This is a genomic window from Plantactinospora solaniradicis, from assembly GCF_042658085.1.
Classification (GTDB): domain Bacteria; phylum Actinomycetota; class Actinomycetes; order Mycobacteriales; family Micromonosporaceae; genus Plantactinospora; species Plantactinospora solaniradicis.
The window spans coordinates 876,906-901,210 of the sequence record NZ_JBHSPR010000001.1 but is presented as its reverse complement, the minus strand read 5'-3'; the positions used below and the strand labels follow the sequence as shown (position 1 = coordinate 901,210).

Genomic DNA, 24,305 nt, shown 5'->3' with positions numbered 1-24,305 from the left:
CGATGACGACGAAACAAGACCAGAACTGGATGCTGGCCGAGGTGGTGTCGGTGCCGTACGTCCGGCACGCCGTGGTGCTCTCCGCCGACGGCCTGGCCATGGTCCGGTCGGAGCACACCGCCCCGGACGTCGCCGACCGGCTCGCCGCAGCCTGCTCCGGATTGCAGTCGCTCGGCCGGAGCGTGGGCCGGGAGTTCGGTTCGGGTGGCCGGTCCCTTCGTCATCTGTTGATCGAGTTCGACGGTGGATACCTGTTCGTCCGGCGGGCCGGGGACGGCTCACATCTGGCGGTGGTCACCGAGCCGGCCGTCGATCCCGGGCTGATCGCCCACCAGATGCAGACGCAGGTGAACCGGATCGGCGAACGCAACCTGGCCACGACGGCACGTCACGGTGCCGGGACATGACCGAGCCGACCGAGGAGCGCCGATGACCGAGCGGAGCGGAGAACGCGTGTGACTTCTCCGGACGACCCCGGCCGCACCTATCGGGACACCGCGCTGCGGCCGTACGTGCTCACGAAGGGCCGGGCACGTCCGTCACGCAACACGATCAGTATCGACACGTTGCTGATCGCCACGGATCCGGCGCCGCCGCTGCCGATCTCGGCCGGTCGTCAGGAGCGTGCCCTGCTGGCCATGTGCCGAGGGTTGCTGTCGCTCGTCGAGGCGGCCGCCCGGCTGGAGTTGCCGGTGAGCGTCGTACGCGTGCTGGCGAGCGACCTGGTCGACTCCGGCCATCTGACCGCGCGGGCCGGAAGTCCCCAGTCTCCGCAGCTTTCCCGGGAACTACTGCAAGAGGTGCTGAATGGCCTCCGGGCTCTCTGACCAATACCTACCCGGCACCGTCACCAAGTCGGTCAAGATCCTCGTGGTGGGCAGCTTCGGCGTCGGCAAGACCACGTTGATCGGCGCGGTGAGCGAGATCGATCCGTTGCGTACCGAGGAGACCGTGACCCAGGTCAGCGAGGGCGTGGACGACCTCACCGGGGTGGCGGAGAAACGCACCACCACGGTCGCGATGGACTTCGGCCGGATCACCCTCAACGAGAGTCTGGCGCTGTACCTGTTCGGCACGCCGGGACAGCGGCGGTTCTGGGATCTGTGGGAGGGACTGGCCGAGGGCGCCGCCGGGGTGCTGGTCCTGGTCGACACCCGGCCGGGCCGGCTGGAGGGCAGCTTCGAGGTGTTCGACCAGTTGGAGATCGGCACCCAGATGCCGTTCGTCGTGGCGGTGAACCACTTCCCCGACACGGTCCGGCACAGCGTCGAAGAACTGCGTACCGCGTTGGACCTGCTGCCGGAGACGCCGATCGTGGACTGCGACGCCCGGGACCGGGCCTCGGCGCTGAACGTGTTGGCCACTCTCGTCGAGTACGCCGTCGACCTCGCCGACGATTCGGCTCCGGCCGAGAATATCTTGGCCCCCCAGGAGGTGGTCTCGTGACAGCCGCGACCTTTCGCCGGGAGCCGGGCGCTCCCACGTCCCTCGACGACATGACCGGACTGACGCCGCTCGTGTCGACGACGATGTGTCCGGAGCCGCAACACGTCTATCAGAAGCTGCGGGAGGAGTACGGGCCGGTCGCCCCGGTCGAACTCGAACCGGGGATCAACGGCTGGCTCGTGCTGGGATACCAGGAGATCCTGACGGTCGCCCGGCAGGAGGAGACTTTTGCCGCCGACCCGGTCAACTGGTCGGTGTACCAGGACGACAGGCTCGCGCCGGACTCGCAGGTCCGCGCGATGATGACGCCGTACGACAACGCCTTCTTCACCGACGGCGAGCGGCACCGGCGGCTGCGTGCCCCGATCGACGGTGGGCTCGGCAGGATCGACCAGCGGCAGTTGCGGCGCGCCGTGGCGGCCCTGTGCACCGACGTGATCGCCGAGTTCGCCGGCCGGGGCGAGGCCGACCTGGTCGCCGACTACGCCGCGGTCATCCCGGTGCTCTCCATGGCGGAGGTGTTCGGCATGGACGCCGCCCAGGGGCGTGCCCTCTATCTGGGGTTGCTGGAGTTGTACTCCTGGGAGGGCGACGCCGAGGCGGCCCGGCAACGGGTCCTGGGGCTCGTCGCCGAGGCGGTCGCGGCGCGCCGGGCGGCGCCGACGGAGGACCTGACCAGTTTCCTCGCCCACCATCCGAACCTGCACAGCGACGCCGAGATCTACGACACCATCCTGCTGCTGATCGTGGGGGCGAACGAGAACGCCATCAACTGGATCAGCCAGACGCTGCGGCTGATGCTCACCGACGCGCGGTTCGGCGGGCGCCTTCGCGGCGGCCGGCTCGGGGTGGACGACGCGCTGGACGAGGTGCTGTGGCGGGATCCGCCGTTCAGCAACGTGGCGGCCCGGTACGCGCTGAAGGACACCGAGCTGGGTGGGCAGGCGATCCGGCGTGGCGACGCGCTGATCCTCGGGCTGGCCGCTGCCAACGCCGATCCTCGGATCCATGCCGGCGGTGGGGCGTTCACCGAGGTGGGCAACCGGGCACACGTCGCCTGGAGCGCCGGTCCGCACTCCTGTCCGGCTCGGCTTCCGGCCCGGCTGATCGTCCGTACCGCCGTCGAGACCGCCCTGCATCGGCTGCCGGGAGTCCGGTTGGCGATTCCGGCGGAGGAGGTGGCGTCCGTCGACTCGGCGTGGACCCGTGGTCCGGCGGCGCTCCCGGTGCGCTTCACGCCCGTGCCGTACCCCGGTCCCGAACGACCCTGATCGCCCGGACGCGTCGAGCGACGGGACACAGGGCGAGGGGAACATCTGGCGGAGCGGCACGCCATTTGTGTCGGATCGGACCCGCTCGTGCGCCCGTCGATGGCGGGTGTTCACCTACGTACCGGCCTTCAGCAATCACCAATCCTTACGTTCCTCGGACCTGCCCACAAAGGAGGTCCAAGATGGATCGGCGAGACATGTTGCGTGCCACTGTGCTCGGAGCCGGCGCGGTAGCCCTGCCGTTCACCACCTGGTCGGCGGCGTACGCGGCACCGGCGCAGATCGCGGTCGGCCCGTACGGTCCGCTCCAGCCGGCCAACGGGCACGGCATCCAACTCCCGGCCGGCTTCACCAGCCAGATCGTCGCCCGCTCCGGCCAGGTCGTGGCCGGCACCTCGTACACGTGGCACAACGCTCCCGACGGCGGCGCGGTGTTCGCCAACGGCAGCGGCTGGGTCTACGTGTCCAACTCCGAGACCAGCGCCGGCGGGGCGTCCCGGATCCTGTTCAACTCCAGCGGAGCCATCACCGGGGCGTCCCGGATCCTGTCCGGCACCAACAACAACTGCGCGGGTGGCAAGACACCGTGGAACACCTGGTTGTCCTGCGAGGAGGTCAGCCTCGGCCGGGTATGGGAAACCTACCCGCTCGGCGGCACCGCCGTGGTCCGCCCGGCGATGGGCCGGTTCAAGCACGAAGCCGCCGCGGCCGACCCGGACCGGCAGGTCATCTACCTCACCGAAGACGAGACCAACGGAAAGTTCTACCGGTTCGTTCCGAACACCTGGGGCGACCTGTCCGCCGGGCGGCTACAGGTGCTGGTCGCCGGCAACGGCACGTCCGGCTCGTTCAGCTGGGCCGCCGTGCCCGATCCGGACGGCTCCCCGACGGTGACCCGGTCGCAGGTGTCCGGTGCCAAATCGTTCAACGGCGGGGAGGGCTGCTATTACTCCGACGACACGGTGTGGTTCACCACCAAGGGCGACAACCGCATCTGGCAGCTCAACCTCGCCGACAACACCTTCGAGCTCGCCTATGACGACAACCTCGTCAACCCGGGCCCGGCGCCGCTGACCGGCGTGGACAACATCACCGGTTCCTCGTTCGGTGACCTCTACGTCGCCGAGGACGGCGGCAACATGGAGATCTGCATGATCACGCCAGGTGACAAGATCTCCGTGTTCCTGAGGATCACCGGGCAGGGCTCGTCCGAGATCTGCGGTCCCGCATTCACCCCGGCCGGAAACCGGCTGTACTTCTCGTCCCAACGCGGTACCTCGGGCTCCTCCTCCGGTGGCATCACGTACTGCGTCACCGGACCGTTCCGCACCTGAGCCCGGCCGCCCGCCGCGTCCCAGGAGGTCGTTATCGGGAGTCCTCGGACAGCACCGGGCCGGCGATCCGGCGGGTGGTCGCGTGCAGCCCGAAGAGGGTGTACCCGACCAGGATCGGGGTCAGCGGCGGCAGGATGAGCGCGCAGAGCACGGCCGCCAGCGCGACCGTACCGGCGGTGCCGAGCAGCGTGACGGGTCGGGCCAGCACGATCCGCCACGCTGCACGGGCCGCATCACGCCAGCCCTGCCCCGCCTGCCGGCCGACCTGGACGACGGTCAGCCCGGCGAAGCCGCCGGCCGCCGCGGTCAGGGCGGCGGTGACCGCGATCAGCACCGTGCCGCCCGGTACGACGCCCCGACTCAACGCCAGCAGGTTCACCGTGAGTACGGCGGCGACGGCGACGCCGATCACGGTCGCCGCGACGCCGGGCAGCAGTGCGCGACGCAGGTCGCGCAGCGCCGGTCGTACGCCGGGCCAGCTTCCGTTCTCGATCCAGTGGTGCAGCGCGGCGCTGCCGGTGGCGACCGCGGCTCCCGCGGTGACCACCGGCAGCGCGGCGAGGGTGACGACGATGCCGAGCAGCGCCAGGTCGGTGGCGTTGCGCAGGGTCTCCCGCCAGTCGGGTCGGGTCGCGGCCGGACCGGCCGGCTCCTCCGGCCAGTTCGGGGCGGGTTGTCCGGTCACCCCTTGAGCCCACTCGTGTTGATGCCCTCGACCAGCATCCGCTGGAAGGCGATGAAGAACAGGAACACCGGCAGCAACGACAGCAGCGACATCGCGAACATCGGACCGACCGCGCTCTGGCTGGTCGAGTCGATGAACAGGGTCAGCGCCACCGGCACCGTGTAGTCCTCCAGGTCGGAGAGGTAGACCAACTGTCGGAAGAAGTCGTTCCAGGTCCAGATGAACGAGAAGATGGCCGTCGTGACCAGCGCCGGTCGGCTCAGCGGCAGGATCACATGCCGGAAGATACCGTACGAGCTGGCGCCGTCGATCTTGGCCGCCTCGTCCAGTTCGCGCGGGATGCCCCGCATGAACTGCACCATCAGGAAGACGAAGAACGCCTCGGTGGCGAGGAACTGCGGCACCACCAGTGGCAGGTACGGCCAGGCCGCCCCGACCATCTGTGTCTTCTGGAACAGGATGTACTGCGGCACGATCAGCACGTGTCCGGGCAGCAGCAGCGTCCCGATCATGATGGCGAACCAGAAGCCGCGCAGCCGGAACCGCAGCCGGGCGAAGGCGTACGCGGCGAGCAGGCAGGAGACGGCGTTGCCGACCACGGTGAGCAGGCTCACCACCGCGCTGTTCAGGAAGAACCGGCCGAAGCTGACGTCGAAGTTGCCCCAACCGTCGCTGAAGTTGCCCGGGGTGAACTCCCGGGGCAGCAGCCCGATGTTGTTGACGATCTCTTCCTGCGACTTGAACGAGGTGCCGACCATCCAGAACAGCGGATAGAGGACCACCGCGAGGATCGCGATCAGGAGAAGCAGCCGGCCGAGCTGTCGTCCGGAACCACGGCGGCGGCCGGTGACCGTGCCGCCCTGGGGAAGGGTCGGAGTCTGGGCGACCATCAGTTTCCGTCTCCGTCCGAGTAGTGCACCCAGAACCGGCCGGTGCTGAAGAAGAGCGCGGTGATCAGGGCGATGGCGAGCAGGAACACCCAGGCCATGGCGGAGGCGTAGCCCATCTCCAGCTCGGTGAAGCCGGTGATGTAGAGGTTCAGCGTGTACATCAGCGTCGCGTCCACCGGACCGCCGGTGCCGTTGCTCAGCACGAACGCGGCGGTGAAGCCCTGGAATCCGTTGATCGTCTCCAGCACCAGGTTGAAGAAGATCACTGGGGAGAGCATCGGCAGGGTGACGCTGACGAACTGCCGGAACCGGCTGGCGCCGTCGACCGAGGCCGCCTCGTACAGCTCGGTCGGCACCTGCTTGAGCCCGGCCAGGAAGATCACCATGGGCGCGCCGAACTGCCAGATGGCGAGCACCATCAGGGTTTCCAGCGCCCAGCCCGGGTCGTTCACCCAGGGCTTGCCCTCGACGCCGAACAGCGAGAGGAAGGAGTTGAACGCCCCGTCCCGGTTGAACATGCTGACCCAGACGATGGCCAGCGCCACGCTGCCGCCGAGCAGCGAGGGGAGGTAGAACAGGCCCCGGAACAGGCCGACACCGCGCCACGCGCGGTTGAGCAGCAGTGCGACGCCGAGTGCGGCGGCGAGCTTGAGCGGTACGGCGATCAGCGCGAACGACAGCGTCACCTGCACCGAGTGCCAGTACGACGGGTCGGCGGTGAACATGCGCTTGTAGTTCGCCAGTCCCACCCACTCGACGTCCGACAGGTCGGTCAGGATGTCGTAGTTGGTGAAGCTGAGGTAGAGCGACAGCAGCATGGGGATCGCCGTGATGGCCATCAGGCCGATCAGCCACGGCGACAGGAAGACGTACCCGGCCAGACCCTCGCCGTGCCGCATCCGTCCGGACCCGCGCGACTTGGCGGGGGTCCGGACGGATGGCTTGGCCGGCGGAGTCGGGTTCGGCGCCGTGGTCAACGCCACGAGCCAACTCCTCTCCGAACGTGTGGGCCGGACCAGCTAGGCGATCGCGGACTTGCAGATCTCCAGGAAGGCGGCCGCGGCCTTGGCCGGGTCCTGCCGTCCGTACTGGACCTCCTCGGCCGCCTTGATCAGCTCGGCCCTGATCTTGCTGTGCCCCTTGAGCGGCACCTGCGGGGACGGGCCGAACTTGGCCCCGAGCTCGTTCTCGACCTGGATCGACAGCTTCATCGCCGGGTCGGTCACCGACTCGCTCACCGCCTTGCGGACGTCCAGGTTGGACGGCAGGCCCCGGTCGGTACCGAGGATCTTGCCGGCCTCCGGGTCGTTGGCCAGGAAGTTGATCACGTCCACCGCGACGTCCGCGTGCTTGGTCTTCTGGAAGACCGAGAAGTACATCGAGGCCCGGGCCCACTGCGCGCTCGGGTCACCGGGGTACGCGATGACGCCCAGTTCGTCCTTGGTGTTCTTCTTCAGCTCCGGTAGCTGGTTGGCCCAGACGAAGGAGGTGCCCGCCTTGCCGGTCACCACGAGCTGCTTGGTGATGTCGGTGGCGTTGCCCTCGTGGATCACGTCCGGGGTCGGGGTGGCTCCCTGGGCCCGGGCGCCCTTCCACAGCTCGAACCACTTGGTCACGTCGTCGACGGTGAAGCCGAGTTCCTTGCCCTTGTAGAGGTCCTTGCCCTGCTGGCGCAGCCAGACCCAGAGCGCCTTGTAGTCGGCGCTCGGGTCCATCGTGCCGGGGATCTTGGCGGTCTTGCTGACGTTCGCCGCCCAGGCGATGAACGCCTCCCAGGTCATCCCGGTGGTCGGCTCCGGCAGCTTGTTGTTCTGCAGCAGCGTCTTGTTGTAGACCAGACCCTGGGTGTTCTCGCCGAACGCGACGCCGGACAGCTTGCCGTCGACCACGCCGTACTGCCAGAGGCTCTCCGGGAACTTGGAGACGTCGAGCTTTCCGTCGTCCTTGTACTCGTTCAGGTCGAGCGTGGTCTTCCGGGACGCGTACTCGGTCAGGTAGTTGTCGTCGATCTGGAAGATGTCCGGCGCGTCACCGCCGGCGGTCAACGTGGCGAGCTTGTCGAAGTAGCCCTGGTTGGCCTGCCAGGTCTTCTTGAACGTCACGTTGGGGTGCTTGCTGGTGTAGAGGGCGAGGGCCTCCTCGGTGAGCTTGGCCCGCGCCTCACCGCCCCACCAGAAGATCGAAAGTTCGACCTTGGCGTCGGGGTCGGCACCCTCGTCCTCGCCGCCGCCGCAGGCCGCGGCGCCGAGCAGGAGGGGGACGGCCACCGCTGCGGCGGTGAGACGGCGGAGCAGGCTGCGCCGATGGAGAGTACGGTGGCCACGCGCGGCAGGCGCGTTTGCCGTCGGGGATGTGGCGGGGTGCATTGCGCTCACTCCTTGGCGTTAGGAGGCGACAACTTCGGGGGTGGCCGCGGTCGCGTCGCCCGGGTCCGCATGGCCGTGCGAACCCGGGTCAGCGGAGGGTGCCGCGCCCGGGCGGTCGGCTGTTGCCGTCGTTCCGGGCCGGTCGGCCGGAGCCGCCGGACCGACGCCCGTCGAGTCGCGGATGACCAATTCGGTCTGGAGCGTTACCTGTGCGGTGGTACGACGGTCGTCGGCTGTGGTGGTTCTTCCGCCGCCGCGTCCGGCGCGTGCGGAGAAGGAACCGTCGTGTTGCAGGAGCATGTCGACGGCCGTCCGGCCGGCAGCCGCGGTTGGCGTGGCCACCGTCGTCAATTTGGGTCGGGTGAGTCGGCTCAGCGCGATGTCGTCGATGCCGACGACGCTGATGTCCTGGGGCACCCGTAACCCGAGCGAGTCCAGCCCCTCGATCAGGCCGATCGCCATCAGGTCGTTGTAGGCGAGCACGGCGGTGGCGCCACTTCGGCGTACCTGCTCCGCCATGGCGATGCCGCCGCCCTCGGTGGGCGGGTTCGGGCCGAGCACGGTAAGCGCCGCGTCCGCGGTCCGGGCCGCGGCCGTCGCCGACCGGCGGATCTCCCGGTTGGTCCAGGAGCCGCGTGGCCCGCCGAGCAGGGCCAGTTCACGGTGCCCGAGCCCGGTCAGGTGCTCCACCGCGAGCCGGGCACCCTGACCGACGTCCATCACCACCGCCGGCAGGCCGGTGACCTGACGGTTGATCACCACCAGCGGCACCTCGCGGCTGAGCTGCTCGATCAGGCTGTTGCTCATCCGCGGGCTGCACAGCAGTACGCCGTCGACCTGCTTGGCCAGGGCGTGCACCAGGTCTTCCTCGGCCGCCGGATCCTCGTTCGTGTCGGCGATGAAGATGTGGTAGTCCCGTTGCCGGGCCTGGCTCTCCGCTGCCTTGATCAGGGGCGGGAAGAAGGGGTTGGCGATGTCGGCGATGATCAGACCGATGTTGTGGGTGCGCCCGGTGATGAGTGCCCGGGCCGCCCGGTTGGGTCGGTAGCCGAGGTGCTCGGCACAGGCCAGTACGCGGTTGCGGGTCTCCGGGTTGACCAGGTGTGGGGCCGAGAACGTACGAGACACAGTGGAGATGTGCACACCGGAGGCTCGCGCGACGTCTCGAATGGTGGCTGGCACGCGAGTCCCTTCTGTGGTCGCCGGTGTGTGTCTGCCGTCACTTGGTTGGCCAATTAATGCAAACGGTTGCTCAGGTGTCAACGGGGCTCGGTTACGGCTTTGTTGCGGTGCGCAGCCATGGGAGCCCTTCCATAGTTACAAATACGGATAAAGACCGCAGGATTGCTACAAGTCGTTGACGGCCGGCTGGCCCACATGGTTACTTCTCCTGCAAACCTTTGCAGCCAACGGAGGCGAGCCGGGATGTCGGGATCACCTGGAAGGCAACGCTTCGCCCTGGTCGGTACGGGCGCGCGTGCGGAGATGTTCGTCCGGGCACTGGTCCTGGACCACCCGAACACCGCCGAACTCGTCGCCTTCGCCGACGTCAACCAGGCGCGGATGAACGCGCACAACGACTGGCTGGCCGAGCTGGGCTTCGACCCGGTGTCGACGTACCCGGCCGCCGACTTCGGCGAGATGCTGGCGAAGGAGCGCGTCGACGTGGTCCTGGTGACCAGCGTCGACCGGACCCACGACGAGTACATCGTGGCCGCGCTCCGGGCCGGCTGCGACGTGATCACCGAGAAGCCGATGACGACCGACGCGGCCCGGTGCGAGCGGATCCTCCGCGCGGTGACCGAGACCGGCCGAAAGGTTTCGGTGGCCTTCAACTATCGCTACAACCCTTTGCATGAGAAGGTCCGCGAGGTCATCGCCGAGGGCACCATCGGAGAGATCGGCTCGGTCCACTTCGAGTGGCTGCTCGACGTACGGCACGGCGCCGACTACTTCCGGCGCTGGCACCGGGACAAGGCCAACTCCGGCGGGCTGATGGTGCACAAGGCGAGTCACCACTTCGACCTGGTCAACTGGTGGCTGGACGCGACGCCGGTCGAGGTCTACGCCGCCGGTCAGCTCTTCTTCTACGGCGAGACCGGGCGCCGGCACGGCTACGCCCGCGACTACGACCGGGCGCACGGCGCTCTGGACGCCACCGACGACCCGTTCGCGCTGCACCTGGCCGAGCATCCGCGACTGCGGGCGCTATACCTCGACGCCGAGGCCGAGGACGGCTACCACCGCGACCAGAACGTCTTCGGACCCGGGGTGACCATCGAGGACGACATGGCGGTGCTGGCCAAGTACTCCAGCGGCGCCAGCATGAGTTACCACCTCACCGCGTACGCCCCGTGGGAGGGCTACCGGGTGATGTTCAACGGCAGCCGGGGGCGGCTGGAGCTGGAGGTGGTGGAAAGTGACTTCGTCAGCCCACAGGCCGCCGGCGAGCTGAAGGGCGCCGCGCTGCACGGCGTACAGGCCGCCGTCGAGGAGGGCTGGGCGAAGCTGACCGTACGGCCGTTCTGGGAGCCGCCCCGGGAGGTGCCGGTCTCCGGCTACACCCGCAGTGGCCACGGTGGCGCGGACGCCCGGATGACCGCGGTGCTGCTCGGCGGCCACACCGACCCGATGAACCGGGCCGCCACCGCCCGGGACGGCGCGCTCGCCCTGCTCACCGGCCTGGCCGCGAACCGTTCCTTCGAGACCGGCCAGTCGGTCCGCGTAGCCGACCTGCTCACCATCCCCTGACCCGGGTGTTAGGAAGGGCCCCCGCTACAACAGAAAACGATAAGAAGGGGCCCTTCCTTACATCTCCGAACAGCAAGGAGCATCTGGTGTCTCCCCAGTCCGACCGGCCCGACTTGCTCTTCCCGTCAGAGCCCAGCCAACGGGCGATCGCCCGCGAGCTGTACGCGCTGGTTCGGGACCGGCCGCTGATCTCGCCGCACGGGCATGTCGACCCGGGCATGCTCGCGGATGACGTCGCGTTTCCGGATCCGGCTCGGCTGATCATCGTGCCGGACCACTATCTGACCCGGATGCTGCTCAGCCAGGGCGTGCCTCCGGCGGAGCTGGGCGTGCCGTCGGTGGACGGTGCGGCGGTGGAGACCGACGGGCGGACCATCTGGCGGCGGTTCGCGGCACACTGGCACCTGTACCGGGGCACGCCGTCGCGGCTGTGGCTGGAGGAGACCTTCGCGAACGTGTTCGGGGTGCGGACGCGGTTGTCGCCGGCCACCGCCGACGAGATCTACGACGCGATCGCGGCACAGCTCGCGCTGCCCGAGTTCCGGCCCCGGGCGCTGTTCGAGCGCTTCAACATCGAGACGCTGGCCACCACCGAGTCGCCGCTGGACGACCTGGGGCGGCACGCCAAGCTGGCGGCCGACGGCTGGGGCGGACCGGGCGGCCGGGTGATCACCACCTTCCGGCCGGACAACGTCGTCGACATGGAGTTCGACGGCTGGGCCGGCAATGTCGAGCAGCTCGGCCAGATCACCGGGGAGGACACCGGCCGATACGCCGGGTATCTCGCCGCGTTGCGCAAGCGCCGGGAGGCGTTCATCGCCGCCGGCGCCACCTCCACGGACCACGGGCATCCGACGGCGCTGACGCTACGGTTGGGCGAGGCCGAGGCGGCGACCCTGTACGACCGGGGTCTGCGCGGCGAGGCCACCCCGGAGGACGCCGAGGCGTTCCGGGCACACATGCTTGTCGAGTTCGCCAGGATGTCCATCGAGGATGGACTGGTGATGCAGCTGCACCCCGGCGCGGTGCGTAACCACAACCGGTGGCTGTACGCCCGGCACGGCCGGGACGTCGGCGGAGACATCCCGCAGGCCACCGAGTACCTGCACGCGCTCACCCCGCTGCTCGACGCGTACGGCAACGATCCCCGGTTGCGGCTGGTCGTCTACACCCTGGACGAGTACACCTTCACCCGCGAGCTGGCCCCGCTGGCCGGTGGCTACGCCGCGCTCTACCTCGGCGCGCCGTGGTGGTTCCTGGACTCGCCGGAGGTGCTGCGCCGGTTCCGGGAGGCGGTCACCGAGACCGCCGGCTTCTACAACACCGCCGGATTCGTCGACGACACCCGGGCTTTCTGCTCGATCCCGGTCCGGCACGACGTCTCGCGCCGGATCGACGCCGGCTTCCTGGCCCGGCTGGTGGCCGAGGACCGGCTGCCACTGGACGAGGCGGCGGAGACGATCGTCGACCTCGCGTACCACCTGCCCAAGAAGGTTTTCAAGATCGGGAGTTCAGACCTGTGACCGTCACCATCACCGGTGTCGACGTACACGACGTGCGGTTTCCGACGGCCGCCGCCGGGGACGGCTCGGACGCGATCAACCGGGGCGACTACTCGGCGACCTACGTCGAGCTGCGGACGGACGCGCCGGACGGGACCTTCGGGGCCGGGTTCACCTTCACCAACGGTCGCGGCAACGAGCTCACCTGCGCCGCCGTCCGGGCCCTGGCCCACCACGTCGTCGGCCGGAGCATGGACGAGATCGACGCGGAGCCGGTGACGTTCTGGCGGTCGCTCACCGCGGACGTGCAGCTGCGCTGGCTGGGGCCGGAGAAGGGCGTCATCCACATGGCAACCGGCGCGCTGGTCAACGCCGTCTGGGACCTGCGGGCCAAGCTGGCGGGCAAGCCGTTGTGGCGGCTGCTCGCCGAGATGCCGACCGAGGAACTGGTCCGCAACGTCGACTTCCACCACATCATCGACGCGCTCAACCCGGCCGAGGCCGCCGCGATCCTGGACAAGGGACAGGTCGGCCTGCCGGACCGGCTGGCCGAACTGGAACGGGACGGCTTTCCGTCGTACACCACCTCGGTCGGCTGGCTCGGCTATCCGGACGACAAGGTCCGGGCACTGACCCGCGAGGCGTACGGCCAGGGCTGGCGGGCGATGAAGATGAAGGTCGGCGGGCCGATCGAGGACGACGTACGCCGGGCGCGGATCATCCGGGAGGAGATCGGCCCGGACGCGTTGCTGATGATGGACGCCAACCAGGTCTGGGACGTCGACGAGGCGATCGGGAACATGTCCCGGCTGGTCGAGTTCGACCCGTACTGGATCGAGGAGCCGACGCACGCCGACGACGTCCTCGGGCACGCCCGGATCGCCGAGGCGGTGACCGGACTCTCCGGCGGACGCTGTCGGGTCGCCACCGGTGAGGTGGCGGCGAACCGGGTCATCTTCAAGCAGCTCCTCCAGGCGGAGGCGATCGGCGTCTGCCAGATCGACGCCTGCCGGATCGGCGGGGTCAACGAGGTGCTGTCGGTGATCCTGATGGCGGCCAAGTTCGGGGTGCCGATCTGCCCGCACGCCGGTGGCGTCGGACTGTGCGAGTACGTCCAGCACCTGGCGATCTTCGACTACCTGCGGGTCGGCGCCTCGCTGGACGGCCGGATGGTCGAGTACGTCGACCACCTGCACGAGCACTTCGTCGACCCGGTACGCACCCGTGGCGGCCGGTACCTGCTGCCCGACCAGCCCGGCTACAGCTCGACGATGAAGCGGTCCTCGATCGCCGAGTTCTCGTTCCCGGACGGCCCGGTATGGGCGTGACGGTGGGCGCGTCCAGGCTGGGCCTCGGCGCGCTGCGCCGGCTGCCCGAACCGAGTCGTCCGCTGGTGCGGCCCGGCACGGTACCGGCCGGGATCGTGCATCTCGGGCTGGGCGCGTTCCACCGGGCCCACCAGGCGGTCTACACCGAGGCGGCGATCGCGCAGGCCGGTGGCGACTGGGGCATCGTGGGGGTGGCGCCGCGCAGCACCGACACGGTGGCGAAACTCGCCGCCCAGGACTGCCTGTTCAGCGTGACCAGCACCTCCGGCGACGGCAACCTGACCCAGGTGATCGGGGCGCTCGCACAGGTCCGGCACTTCGCCAGCGATCCGGCGGCGATAGTGGCGCTGCTCGCCGACCCGACGATCCGGGTGGTCACGCTGACGGTGACCGAGAAGGCGTACCAGATGGATCCGGCGACCGGCCGGCTCCGTCCGGACGAGGCGGTCGTGGCCGACCTCACCACCGACCGGCCGCCGCTGACCGTGCCCGGCCTGCTGATCCGGGGGCTGCTGGCCCGGGCCGCGGCGGACGCCGGGCCGCTGACCCTGCTGAGCTGCGACAACCTGCCGTCCAACGGCATCCGGCTGGCCGGTCTCGTCACCCAGTCCCTGGAGTACGACGACCGCCGGGTGCCGCCGGACGCCGCCGAATGGGTACGCGACAACGTCAGCTTCCCCTGCACGATGGTGGACCGGATCGTTCCGGCGAGCACGGAGCAGACCCTGGCGGACGCGCGGGCGGCGCTCGGGGTGAGTGACCTGGCGGCGGTGGTCGCCGAGCCGTACCGGCAGTGGGTGATCGAGGACAACTTCCCCGGCGGCCGGCCGGCCTGGGAACAGGCCGGTGCGGTGCTCACCGACGACGCGGGTCCGTGGGAACGGCTGAAGCTGCGGGCCCTGAACGGGGTGCACTCGGCAATCGCCTACCTGGGCGCGTTGGCCGGCCGGGAGACCATCGCCGAGGCGCTGGAGATCCCGTACCTGCGGGACGTGATGCGCCGGTTGATCGCCGAGGACGTGGCGGCCAGCTTCACCCCGCCGGACGGGGTCTCGGTGGTCGACTACGGCGAGGAGGTGCTGGGGCGGTTCGCCAACCCGGTGATCCGGCACCGCACCATCCAGATCGCCATGGACGGATCGCAGAAGCTGCCGCAGCGGGTGCTGCACACCATCGAGGACCTGCGCGCGGCCGGCGCCCGGCCCCGGTGGGCGGCCCTGGTGGTCGCGGCCTGGATGCGCTTCACCATGGGCCGGTCCGACGACGGTACGTCGCTGCCGCTGGACGACCCGCTGGCGACGCGGATCCGGGCGGCGCTGGACGCCGGCCAGGACTCCCCGGCCGGCGTGGTGGACGCGTTGTTCGGGTTGACCGAGGTCTTCCCGGCCGAACTCGCCGCCGACGACGAGGTACGCGAACTCGTCATCGAGTGGCTCACCGCACTCGACCGGTACGGCGTGGAGAAGACCCTGGCAGGTGCCGCATGACCGGACGGGACCGGATCGGGGCGCCGCCGAGGGTCGCGCTGATCGGCGCGAGCGGGCACGGGAACTGGCACCGCCGGACGATGGCGCCGCTGCACGACGCGGGCCGCCTCGAACTCGTCGCCCTGGTCGACGTACGACCGGTCGAGGCGGCACCGGACGCGCCGATCCCGCCCGGAACGCGGGTCTTCACCGACCATCGGGAGATGCTCGGAGCGGTCCGCCCCGACGTGGTGGTGATCTGTACGCCGCCGCACACCCACCTGCCGATCGCGCTGGACGCGCTGGCGGCCGGGGCGGACCTGCTGCTGGAGAAGCCGCCGGTGCTGTCGCTGGCCGAGCACCGCACCCTGGCCGCCGCGCTGGCCCGGACCGGTCGGGTGGCCCAGATCGGCTTCCAGGCGCTCGGCTCGGCGGCGCTGCGCGAACTGACCTCGGCGGTTGTCGACGGGCGGCTCGGCCGGATCACCGGGATCTCCACGGTGGCGTCCTGGCAACGCACCGACGGCTACTACGCCCGTTCGCCGTGGGCCGGTCGGCGCAGCCTGGACGGGCGTCCGGCGCTGGACGGCGTACTGGTCAATCCGCTGGCGCACGCGGTCATGCAGTGCCTCGCGGTGGCCGAGTCGGCGGTGACCGCCGGGGTCGCCGCGCCGATGGTCGGCGCCGCGCCGGTCGACGACGGGATCGACGGTGCCGCGCCGGGCTGGCCGGTCCAGGCCGAGTTGGAGCGGTACCGGACCCGGCCCATCGAGGTGGACGACACCGCGTCGCTGCGGGTGACCCTCGGCTGCGGCCTGCCGGTCGTGGCCGCGGTGACGCTCGCCGGTGAGGACTTCATCGCGGGCGAGGTGATCGTGCACGGCACCGCCGGACAGGCGGTGCTGGAGTACCCGACGGACCGGTTGACCCTGCCGGGCGATCCGGGACCGCGGGAGGTGTCCGGCCGGACCGGGCTGCTGGAGAACCTGCTGGACCACCGGGACGATCCCGCCGCCGTGCCGCTGATCGTGCCGCTGGCCCGTACCGCGGGCTTCACCGCCCTGGTGCAGGTGATCCAGGCCGCTCCCGAACCGGCGCTGGTCGGCGGGGAGCGGGTGGTGGTGAGCGGGGAGGCCCCGGACCGGGTGCTGACCATCCGGGGGATCAACGCGGTGCTGCGGCGGGCGGCTGCCGAGGGCGCGCTGCTGTCGGAGCTGGGTGTGCCGTGGGCGGTGAAACCGCACCGGGCGGCGGTGGACGGGGAGAACGGCGATGGGTGACATGCGGGCTCGTTGCGCGACAACGGAAAACAGACTGCAAATCCCGGGGACAACTGTCAGCTAGAAATCGGACCGAATACCCCTCTTCTCGGCATTGGGTGGCCGAGGTAATCGCCATTGCCCCCATTTTATGCAACATATCTGCAAACGCTGCTCATTGACACTTTTAAGTGTTCCTATCTACCTTTCGTAACAAGAGGATTTCGTACCCGTTACGTGATCCGGCAAACGGTAGACAGACACGGAGAGTGCGATGCGATCGAGCAGGTTGACCGCCACCGTGGTCGGCAGTCTTCTCGTACTGGTCTCCGGCGCCGCCCTGGTGGTGCCCGGTACGGCCAGCGCGACCGGTAGAGACGACGACCGACTGTCCTGGGGAGCCCGTTTGCTGGGCCGGCAGGTGCTGCCGGCGGGCGATGGATGGGCCGCTGCCGGGCCCGGCACCACCGGCGGATCGGCGGCGACGCCGGAACAGGTGCACGTGGTCCGGAGCCGGACCGAGCTGGTCGCGGCGCTGGGCGGCGACAACGCCACCAACCGCGCCAACGCGACGCCGAAAATCATCTACGTCAAGGGCCTGGTCGACGGCTACGAGGACGCCGACGGGCGACTGATGAGCTGCGCCGACCTCGCCGATCCCGAGTACTCGCTGGACGCCTACCTGACCGCGTACGACCCGGCGACCTGGGGCCGGGTGGCGCCGTCCGGGCCACTGGAGCAGGCCCGGGTACGGTCGGTGGCCAACCAGACCCGGCAGACCCAGATCAACGTCGGGCCGAACACCACGATCGTCGGGCTGCGCGGGGCAACGCTGCGCGGACTGACCCTGATGGTGGACACCGCGAACAACGTGATCGTCCGGAACCTCCACTTCGCCGACGCCCGGGACTGCTTCCCGGCCTGGTCGCCGACCGACGGCGACGCCGGCAACTGGAACTCGCAGTTCGACCTCGTGTCGGTGCGGCGCAGCGAGAACGTCTGGGTCGACCACAACACCTTCACCGACGGCGACAACCCGGACAGCGAGCTGCCGGTCCACTTCGGTCGGCCGTACATGGTGCACGACGGATCACTCGACGTCACGCACACCGCCAGCCGGGTGACCGCCTCGTACAACCGGTTCGTCGCCCGGGACAAGGTGATGCTGATCGGTTCGTCGAACACCGTCGGCCCGGACGTCGGCCGGCTGAACGTGACGCTGCACCACAACCTGTTCGAGGGCACGATGCAACGCCTGCCGAGAGTGCGGTTCGGCCAGGTCGACATCTACAACAACCACTACCAACTCTCCGGTACGGGCTTCGGCTACGCCCTCGGCGTCGGCGTCCAGTCGGCGATCTACGCCGAGAACAACTACTTCGCGCTCGGCTCCGACATCACGGCGGCGGACCTGCTCTACGACTGGGACGGCACCGCCATAACCGTACGCGGCAACTGGGTCCGCGCGGGCCGCTCACTCCCTCGCCCGGTCGACCTCCTCGCCGCCTACAACGCCGAACACGACCCCGACCTGTCTCCGGACGCCGGCTGGACCCCGACCCTGCGCGCCGGACCGGTCCTCCCCGCCCCCCTGGTCCCCCTGGTGGTGCAGACCCTCGCCGGAGCCGGCCGCCTACCCCTGTAAGGAAGGGCCCCTTCTTATCGCTTTTTGTAGAAGAAGGGCCCCTTCTTAACACATCCACCACAAGGAGGCTCACTGTGCACGCCAACCAGCTCCACAGCCGACCCCGGTGGCGACTGCTCGCCATCGCGGGTGCGGCCGGGATGCTCACCGCCGGCGCCCTGACCGTCGCGATGCCGGCCGCCTTCGCCGACACCCTGTTGACCGACAACTTCGAGGACGGCAACTCCACCGGCTGGTCGACCTCCGGCGGAAGCTGGTCGGTTGCCACCGACGGCAGCCGGGTCTACCGGCAGTCGGGGCAGAGCAGCGACGCCCGTACCCTGACCGGAACGACGTCCTGGAGCGACTACGCGGTACAGGCGCGGGTCAAGCCGACCGGGTTCAACGGCGCCAACCGGCACGTCGGGGTGATTGCCCGGGCGCAGAGCAGCAGCCGTTACTACGCGCTGGTGGTGACCAGCGGCGGCGGGGTGCAACTGGTGAAGCGGGACGGGTCGGCGCCGGTCGCACTGGCCAGCGGATCCGGCGCGGTGCCGGTGAACACCTGGGCGACGCTGCGGCTGGAGGCCACCGGCAGCTCGCTGCGCGGGTACGTCAACGGCAGCCTCGTGGTCCAGGCGACCGACTCCGTCCTGCAGTCCGGCCGGGTCGGTCTGGCCGCCTCGTACGCCAGTGGGTCGTTCGACGACATCGAGGTCGCGACCGTCACCGGTACGCCACCGACCGGTGGGCCGACCGGCGGGCCGACGCTGCCGCCGACCGGGCCGCCGCTCGACCCCGGTGCGCCGCCGATCGGCTTCGCCTCGGTGAACGCGCTCGGCCAGAACGGCACCACCGGTGGGGCCGGCGGCCCGACGGTGACGGTCAGCAACGCCACCGACTTCCTCACCGCGGTGAGCCAGTCGGGCCCGCTGAACATCAGGGTGAACGGCATGATCGCGCTGCCCGGCCCGATGCACGACGTCATGTCGGACAAGACGATCGTCGGAGTGGGCGCCAGTTCGGGGATCACCGGCGGTGGGCTGAACATCGGCCTGCCGGTCAGTGACGCGACCAGCCCGCCGGCCGGCGCCGTCCACAACGTGATCGTCCGGAACCTGAACTTCCGGAACACCGTGGACGACGCGATCAACGTGCAGATGTTCTCGCACCACATCTGGATCGACCACAACGACCTGTCGACCGGCTACGACGGCCTGATCGACATCAAGCGCGGCTCCAGCTACGTGACGGTGTCGTGGAACCACACCCACCACCACACCAAGAACATGCTGCTGGGCCACGACGACAGCAACGCGGCGCAGGACACCGGGTATCTGAAGGTGACGTACCACAACAACTGGTTCGACCGGACGCCGCAGCGCAACCCCCGGGTCCGGTTCGGCGACCCGGTGCACGTCTTCAACAACTACTTCGTCTACAACACCGACGTCGGCGTCGCCTGCCAGCTCAACTCGGGCTGTGTGGTCGAGGGCAACTACTTCGAGGACGTCGAGGTGCCGTGGTCGATCAGCTACGCCGGATCCCGGGGCCGGCTGGTCGCCCGCAACAACGTGCTGGCCGGTACGAGCGAGCCCGGTGACTCCGGTGGTTCGGTGACCGAGCCGAGCACCTACTACCCGTACACGGTCGCCGATCCGAATGGTGTCCGGGCGGCGGTCATGGCGGGCAGCGGGACCGGGAAGCTTCCCTTCTAGTCCGGCGGGTGCCGCCGTCGCCCCGGCGGCACCCGCCCCCTTTCGGCCCTCGTAGGAAAGCGCTATCCAGGGCGCGACGAGGACTCCCGCCCCGCGCGGCCACCTCGCCCGCCCCCCGAAGCCGTACGACCCGCGTCCACAGCCCCCCGGTCCTTCCGATCCCGGGAGTCCTGGGCGTTCAAAGATCGACAACTCTCGATGCAAATGCCCGACCTGGGCACCCGCACAACCGAGGAGGTTCTTGTGAGTACCATCACCGAAACCCGGCGGAGACATCGCCGCGGTCTCCTGCTCGCGACGGGGGCCGCGCTCACCGCGGTCGCCCTCGCGATCGGGATGGGCGCAGCCGCGCAGGCGGCAACGCTCTTCTCCGACGACTTCGAGGACGGCAACTCGACCGGCTGGTCGACGTCCGGTGGCACCTGGTCGGTCGGCACCGACGGAAGCCGGGTCTACCAGCAGGCCGGCACCAGCAGCGACGCACGGGCGCTCGCCGGCACCACGAGCTGGAACAACTATTCGGTACAGACGCGGGTCAAGCCGACCGCGTTCAACGGGTCGAACCGGTTCGTCGCGGTGCTGGCCCGGGTGCAGAGCAACACCAGCTACTACTACCTGGCACTGCGCAGCAACAACACCGTCGAGCTGAAGCGGCTCACCGGCGGCACCTCGACCACCCTCGACACGGCCAGCGTGACGGTCAGCCTGAACAGCTGGTACACGCTGCGGCTCGACGTCTCGGGCACCTCGCTGCGCGGGTACGTCAACGGCTCGCTGCTCACCGAGGGCACCGACAGCCAGTACAGCACCGGCCGGATCGGCGTGGCCACCTTCAACGCCACCGCCAACTTCGACGACGTACTGGTCAGCGACAGCGTGTCGACGCCGACCACGCCACCGACCGGTGGTCCGACCACCACCCCGCCGCCGACCGGCAACCCCGGCCCGAACGTGGCCGACGGCTGGGCCTCGGTGAACGCGCTGGGCCAGAACGGGACCACCGGCGGCGCGGGCGGTCCGACCGTCACGGTCACCTCGGCGTCGCAGTTCATCAGCGAGGCGGCCTCGAGCGGAGCGAAGATCATCCAGGTCAACGGGATGATCGACCTGCCCGGCCCGATGCACGACGTCAGCTCGGACAAGACGATCGTCGGAATCGGCTCCAACTCCGGCTTCACCGGCGGCGGCCTGAACATCGGTCTGGCGATCGACGACGACATCACCTCGCCGCCCGCGAACGCCGTGCACAACGTCATCCTGCGGAACCTCAACTTCCGCGACTGGGACGACGACGCGGTCAACGTGCAGATGTTCTCGCACCACATCTGGATCGACCACAACACCTGGACGACCGGCGCCGACGGCGGTGTCGACATCAAGCGCGGGTCGTCGTACGTCACCGTCTCGTACAACCACGCCGACGGCACCGACAAGAACATGCTGCTCGGCCACGACGACGGCAACGCCGCCCAGGACGTCGGCTACCTGAAGGTCAGCTACCACCACAACTTCTTCGACAACACCAACCAGCGCAATCCCCGGATCCGCTTCGGCGACCAGGTGCACGTCTACAACAACTACTACCTGAACACCGGCAACTACGGTGTCGCGTCGACCGAGAACGCCGGCGTCATCGTCGAGGGCAACTACTTCGAGAACGTCGACGACCCGTACCACCTCGGTGAGGGCGACTCCGGTGACGGCCGGCTGGTGGCCCGGAACAACTGCCTGATCAACTCCGGATCCGGCCAGACCGGCGGCAGCGTCAGCAACCCGTCGTACTCGTACACCATCCAGACGGCCTGCGACATGAAGGCCGTGGTCACCGCGCAGTCCGGCGTCGGCCGGGTCGGGCTGCCCAACGGGCCGACCCCGAACCCGACCACCCCGACCCCGACCACCCCGCCGCCGACCCAGACCACTCCGCCGCCGACCACCGGCCCGCCGCAGACCGGACTGGTCGGCTGGGCCGCCCAGGCCGGTGGCACCACCGGCGGGGCCGGCGGTTCCACGGTCACCGTGAGCAGCTTCGCCGACTTCCGGACGCAGGCCCAGGCCTCCGGAGCCAGGACCATCCTGGTCAACGGCATGCTCAGCGGCTCGGGCACCGTGGAGGTCACGGCCAACAAGACGATCCGGGGCGTCGGCGCGAACTCCGGCTTCTCCGGTACGACCCTCAACATCGAGGACATGCAGCCGGCCAACGTGATCATCCAGAACCTCAACATCCGCGGGGTACCCGGTGGGGACGCGATCCAGATCGAGAACGCCACCCACATCTGGATCGACCACAACACCCTCTCCAGCACCATCGAGGACGACGTCGACTTCTACGACGGCATGATCGACATCACCCATGCCGGTGACTACATCACCGTGTCGTGGAACGTCGTCCGCAACCACTGGAAGACCTCACTGGTGGGCCACTCCGACGGCAACTCCGGCGAGGACGTGGGTCACCTGCGGATCACGTACCACCACAACTGGTTCGACCGGACCTTCGAACGCAGCCCCCGGGTGCGCTTCGGCGAGACGGTCCACGTCTTCAACAACTACTACTCCAACGTCAACAACGACACCGCGTCCTACGCCATCGCCTCCACCATGAACGCCGGCGTACTCGTCGAAGCGAACGTCTTCGAGAACGTGCAGCAGGCGTGCTGGTCGGCGAGCGGGTACGCGGACTCCGATCCCGGACGGCTGGTGGCCCGCAACAACTCGCTCACCAACTCCGGGCCGTGTGAGGTCAACGGCTCCGTGGCAGCGGTCCCGTACGGCTACACCGCCGACAACGTCGGCACCGTCAAGGCATCCGTCTCGGCGGGTGCGGGCGCGGGCAAGCTCTGACCTCGCAACGGATCACGCGCGGGTAGGAGCCGGCGACCGGCATCGGTCGGTCGCCGGCACCCACGACGTCGGGCACACCGCGAAGCGGTGACCGCCGCCCCACCACGGCACATCGCGGAGGCGATGCGCGCAGAGGAAACTGGAGGCAGAAATGCGCACCAGGACCCACCGCCGCGGCCTGTTGGCCGCAACCGGCGCCGGCCTGTTGGCCGTCGCGCTCACCGTCGGAGTGATGACCAATCCGGCCCAGGCGGCAACTCTGTACTCGGACAACTTCAACGACGGCAACGCCGACGGATGGTCGAAGTCCGGCGGCGACTGGTCGGTGGTCACCGACGGAACGCCGGCGTACCAGCAGAACAACTCGGGCAGCGAACTCGCCCGCGGCTTCGCCGGGGACACCGGCTGGACCAACTACCAGGTGCAGGCCAGGGTCAAGCCGTTGTCGTTCAACGGCGCGAACCGGCTGGTCGCGGTCGCGGCCCGGTCGAACAGTTCGACCCGGATGTACCGGCTGGCCCTGCTCAACGCGAACCGGGCCGAGTTGCAGGCGGTCAACGGCAGCGCGACAACGGTGATCGGCTCCGCGTCGGTGTCGGTCTCGACGGGGAGCTGGTACACCCTGCGGCTGGAGGCCAACGGCAGCACGATCCGGGGCTTCGTCAACGGCACCCAGGTCGGCTCGGGCAGCAACTCGGCGCAGGGCGCCGGGCGGATCGCCCTGGTCACGGTGTTCGCGAGCGCGGTCTTCGACGACGTCAGCGTGGACACCGTGGGCTCGCAGCCGCCCACCACCCCGCCGGGCTCGACCACCGGCCCGCCCGGCCCGACCACGCCGCCGCCGACGACCACCGGCCCGCCGAGCCCGCCGCAGACCGGGCTGGTCGGCTGGGCCACCCAGAACGGCGGCACCACCGGCGGCGGCAGCGCCGGCTCGACGACCGTGACCAGCGCCTCGGCGCTGACCAGCGCGGTCGGGTCCAGCAGCGCGGCGGTGATCAGGGTCTCCGGCACCATCTCCTGCTCCGGCATGCTCCGGGTCCGGTCCAACAAGACCATCCTCGGGGTCGGCTCGAACGCGACCATCTCGGGTTGCGGCTTCACCGTCAACGGCGACCGCAACGTCATCATCCGCAACCTGAACTTCCGTGGCTGGGACGACGACGCGATCAACGTCGAGACCGGGGCCACCAACATCTGGGTGGACCACAACAGCTTCACCGACGGGTACGACGGCGCGGTCGACGTCAAGCGTGGCTCCGACTTCGTGACCGTCTCCTGGAACCGGGTGTTCGGTCACGACAAGTCGATGCTGCTCGGGCACAGCGACGACAACGCCAGCCAGGACGTGGGGCACCTGCGGGTGTCGTACCACCACAACTGGTTCGACGGCTCGGGCACCCGGCACCCACGGGTCCGGTTCGGCAACCCGGTGCACGTCTACAACAACTACTACTACAACAACGAGTACGGCGTCGCCTCCACCATGAACGCCGGCGTACTCGTCGAAGGCAACTACTTCGAAAACGTCGACGAGCCGACCCTGGTCGGTTACGCCGGCTCCGACCCGGGCGCGATCGTCCAACGCAACAACTACTTCGTCGGCTCCGGGTCACCTCAGAGCGGCGGCGGAAGCGTGTCGGGGATCCCGTACTCGTACCAGCTCGACAACGCCAGCAACGTCAAGTCCATCGTGACCGGCGGTGCCGGCACCGGCCGCATCGGCCTGTGAGCAAGGAAGGGCCCCTTCTTATCGCTTTTTGTAGAAGAAGGGACCCTTCTTAACACAGATCTAAGACAACGAAGGGGCGGCCACTT

At 69.3% G+C, this 24,305-nt stretch carries 19 protein-coding genes; 14 read left to right on the top strand and 5 right to left on the bottom strand.

From position 1 onward, the window contains the following. Positions 1 to 2 precede the first annotated feature (2 nt). The 5 genes from ACFP2T_RS04160 (at position 3) to ACFP2T_RS04140 (ending at position 4,051) form a co-directional block, all read left to right on the top strand. Positions 3 to 407: a roadblock/LC7 domain-containing protein gene (locus tag ACFP2T_RS04160; RefSeq protein ID WP_377417391.1), complete on the top strand. Its 405-nt coding sequence runs from the start codon at positions 3 to 5 to the stop codon at positions 405 to 407. 48 nt (positions 408 to 455) lie between these two features. Then, positions 456 to 827 (top strand): DUF742 domain-containing protein, encoded by a 372-nt coding sequence (locus tag ACFP2T_RS04155; protein ID WP_377417389.1) that lies wholly within the window; start codon positions 456 to 458, stop codon positions 825 to 827. Further along, a complete protein-coding gene (locus ACFP2T_RS04150) occupies positions 808 to 1,446 on the top strand; it encodes a GTP-binding protein (protein ID WP_377417387.1) in 639 nt (212 codons plus the stop codon). The genes ACFP2T_RS04155 and ACFP2T_RS04150 overlap by 20 nt, the downstream gene beginning before the upstream one ends. Then, positions 1,443 to 2,717 carry a cytochrome P450 family protein gene (locus tag ACFP2T_RS04145; RefSeq protein WP_377417385.1) on the top strand — a complete coding sequence of 425 codons (1,275 nt, stop codon included), beginning with the start codon at positions 1,443 to 1,445 and terminating at the stop codon, positions 2,715 to 2,717. Before ACFP2T_RS04150 ends, ACFP2T_RS04145 begins: the two co-directional genes overlap by 4 nt. A gap of 182 nt (positions 2,718 to 2,899) precedes the next feature. Beyond that, positions 2,900 to 4,051 carry an alkaline phosphatase PhoX gene (locus ACFP2T_RS04140; protein WP_377417383.1) on the top strand — a complete coding sequence of 384 codons (1,152 nt, stop codon included), beginning with the start codon at positions 2,900 to 2,902 and terminating at the stop codon, positions 4,049 to 4,051. A gap of 31 nt (positions 4,052 to 4,082) precedes the next feature. On the opposite strand, the gene ACFP2T_RS04135 is transcribed toward ACFP2T_RS04140, so the two are convergent. From ACFP2T_RS04135 to ACFP2T_RS04115, 5 genes are read right to left on the bottom strand one after another with little or no spacing between them, the layout of a single operon-like run. Beyond that, positions 4,083 to 4,736 carry a hypothetical protein gene (locus ACFP2T_RS04135; RefSeq protein ID WP_377417381.1) on the bottom strand — a complete coding sequence of 218 codons (654 nt, stop codon included), beginning with the start codon at positions 4,734 to 4,736 and terminating at the stop codon, positions 4,083 to 4,085. Then, positions 4,733 to 5,626: a carbohydrate ABC transporter permease gene (locus ACFP2T_RS04130; RefSeq protein WP_377417379.1), complete on the bottom strand. Its 894-nt coding sequence runs from the start codon at positions 5,624 to 5,626 to the stop codon at positions 4,733 to 4,735. The genes ACFP2T_RS04135 and ACFP2T_RS04130 overlap by 4 nt, the downstream gene beginning before the upstream one ends. Further along, positions 5,626 to 6,609 (bottom strand): carbohydrate ABC transporter permease, encoded by a 984-nt coding sequence (locus ACFP2T_RS04125; protein ID WP_377417377.1) that lies wholly within the window; start codon positions 6,607 to 6,609, stop codon positions 5,626 to 5,628. Before ACFP2T_RS04125 ends, ACFP2T_RS04130 begins: the two co-directional genes overlap by 1 nt. 36 nt (positions 6,610 to 6,645) lie before the next feature. Beyond that, entirely contained in the window at positions 6,646 to 7,992 is a 1,347-nt protein-coding gene (locus ACFP2T_RS04120; protein WP_377417375.1) for an ABC transporter substrate-binding protein, read from the bottom strand. A gap of 18 nt (positions 7,993 to 8,010) precedes the next feature. Beyond that, positions 8,011 to 9,174 carry a LacI family DNA-binding transcriptional regulator gene (locus ACFP2T_RS04115; RefSeq protein WP_377417373.1) on the bottom strand — a complete coding sequence of 388 codons (1,164 nt, stop codon included), beginning with the start codon at positions 9,172 to 9,174 and terminating at the stop codon, positions 8,011 to 8,013. A gap of 243 nt (positions 9,175 to 9,417) precedes the next feature. Between ACFP2T_RS04115 and ACFP2T_RS04110 the strand changes: the two genes are divergently transcribed. The 9 genes from ACFP2T_RS04110 (at position 9,418) to ACFP2T_RS04070 (ending at position 24,219) form a co-directional block, all read left to right on the top strand. After that, positions 9,418 to 10,743: a Gfo/Idh/MocA family protein gene (locus ACFP2T_RS04110; protein ID WP_377417371.1), complete on the top strand. Its 1,326-nt coding sequence runs from the start codon at positions 9,418 to 9,420 to the stop codon at positions 10,741 to 10,743. A gap of 86 nt (positions 10,744 to 10,829) precedes the next feature. Beyond that, a complete protein-coding gene (gene uxaC, locus ACFP2T_RS04105) occupies positions 10,830 to 12,266 on the top strand; it encodes a glucuronate isomerase (protein WP_377417369.1) in 1,437 nt (478 codons plus the stop codon). After that, positions 12,263 to 13,573 (top strand): enolase C-terminal domain-like protein, encoded by a 1,311-nt coding sequence (locus ACFP2T_RS04100; RefSeq protein ID WP_377417367.1) that lies wholly within the window; start codon positions 12,263 to 12,265, stop codon positions 13,571 to 13,573. The genes uxaC and ACFP2T_RS04100 overlap by 4 nt, the downstream gene beginning before the upstream one ends. After that, a complete protein-coding gene (locus ACFP2T_RS04095) occupies positions 13,564 to 15,060 on the top strand; it encodes a mannitol dehydrogenase family protein (RefSeq protein ID WP_377417365.1) in 1,497 nt (498 codons plus the stop codon). Before ACFP2T_RS04100 ends, ACFP2T_RS04095 begins: the two co-directional genes overlap by 10 nt. Next, positions 15,057 to 16,319 carry a Gfo/Idh/MocA family protein gene (locus ACFP2T_RS04090; protein ID WP_377417363.1) on the top strand — a complete coding sequence of 421 codons (1,263 nt, stop codon included), beginning with the start codon at positions 15,057 to 15,059 and terminating at the stop codon, positions 16,317 to 16,319. The genes ACFP2T_RS04095 and ACFP2T_RS04090 overlap by 4 nt, the downstream gene beginning before the upstream one ends. 253 nt (positions 16,320 to 16,572) lie before the next feature. Then, on the top strand, positions 16,573 to 17,943 hold the full coding sequence (locus ACFP2T_RS04085) for a pectate lyase family protein (RefSeq protein ID WP_377417361.1): 1,371 nt from the start codon (positions 16,573 to 16,575) through the stop codon (positions 17,941 to 17,943). 74 nt (positions 17,944 to 18,017) lie between these two features. Continuing rightward, positions 18,018 to 19,640 (top strand): pectate lyase family protein, encoded by a 1,623-nt coding sequence (locus tag ACFP2T_RS04080; protein ID WP_377417359.1) that lies wholly within the window; start codon positions 18,018 to 18,020, stop codon positions 19,638 to 19,640. A gap of 243 nt (positions 19,641 to 19,883) precedes the next feature. Further along, the gene (locus ACFP2T_RS04075; RefSeq protein ID WP_377417357.1) at positions 19,884 to 22,487 is read left to right on the top strand and encodes a pectate lyase family protein; all 2,604 of its coding nucleotides are present in this window, start codon (positions 19,884 to 19,886) and stop codon (positions 22,485 to 22,487) included. Positions 22,488 to 22,638: 151 nt separating this feature from the next. Next, on the top strand, positions 22,639 to 24,219 hold the full coding sequence (locus ACFP2T_RS04070; RefSeq protein ID WP_377417355.1) for a pectate lyase family protein: 1,581 nt from the start codon (positions 22,639 to 22,641) through the stop codon (positions 24,217 to 24,219). The last annotated feature ends 86 nt before the right edge of the window (positions 24,220 to 24,305 follow it).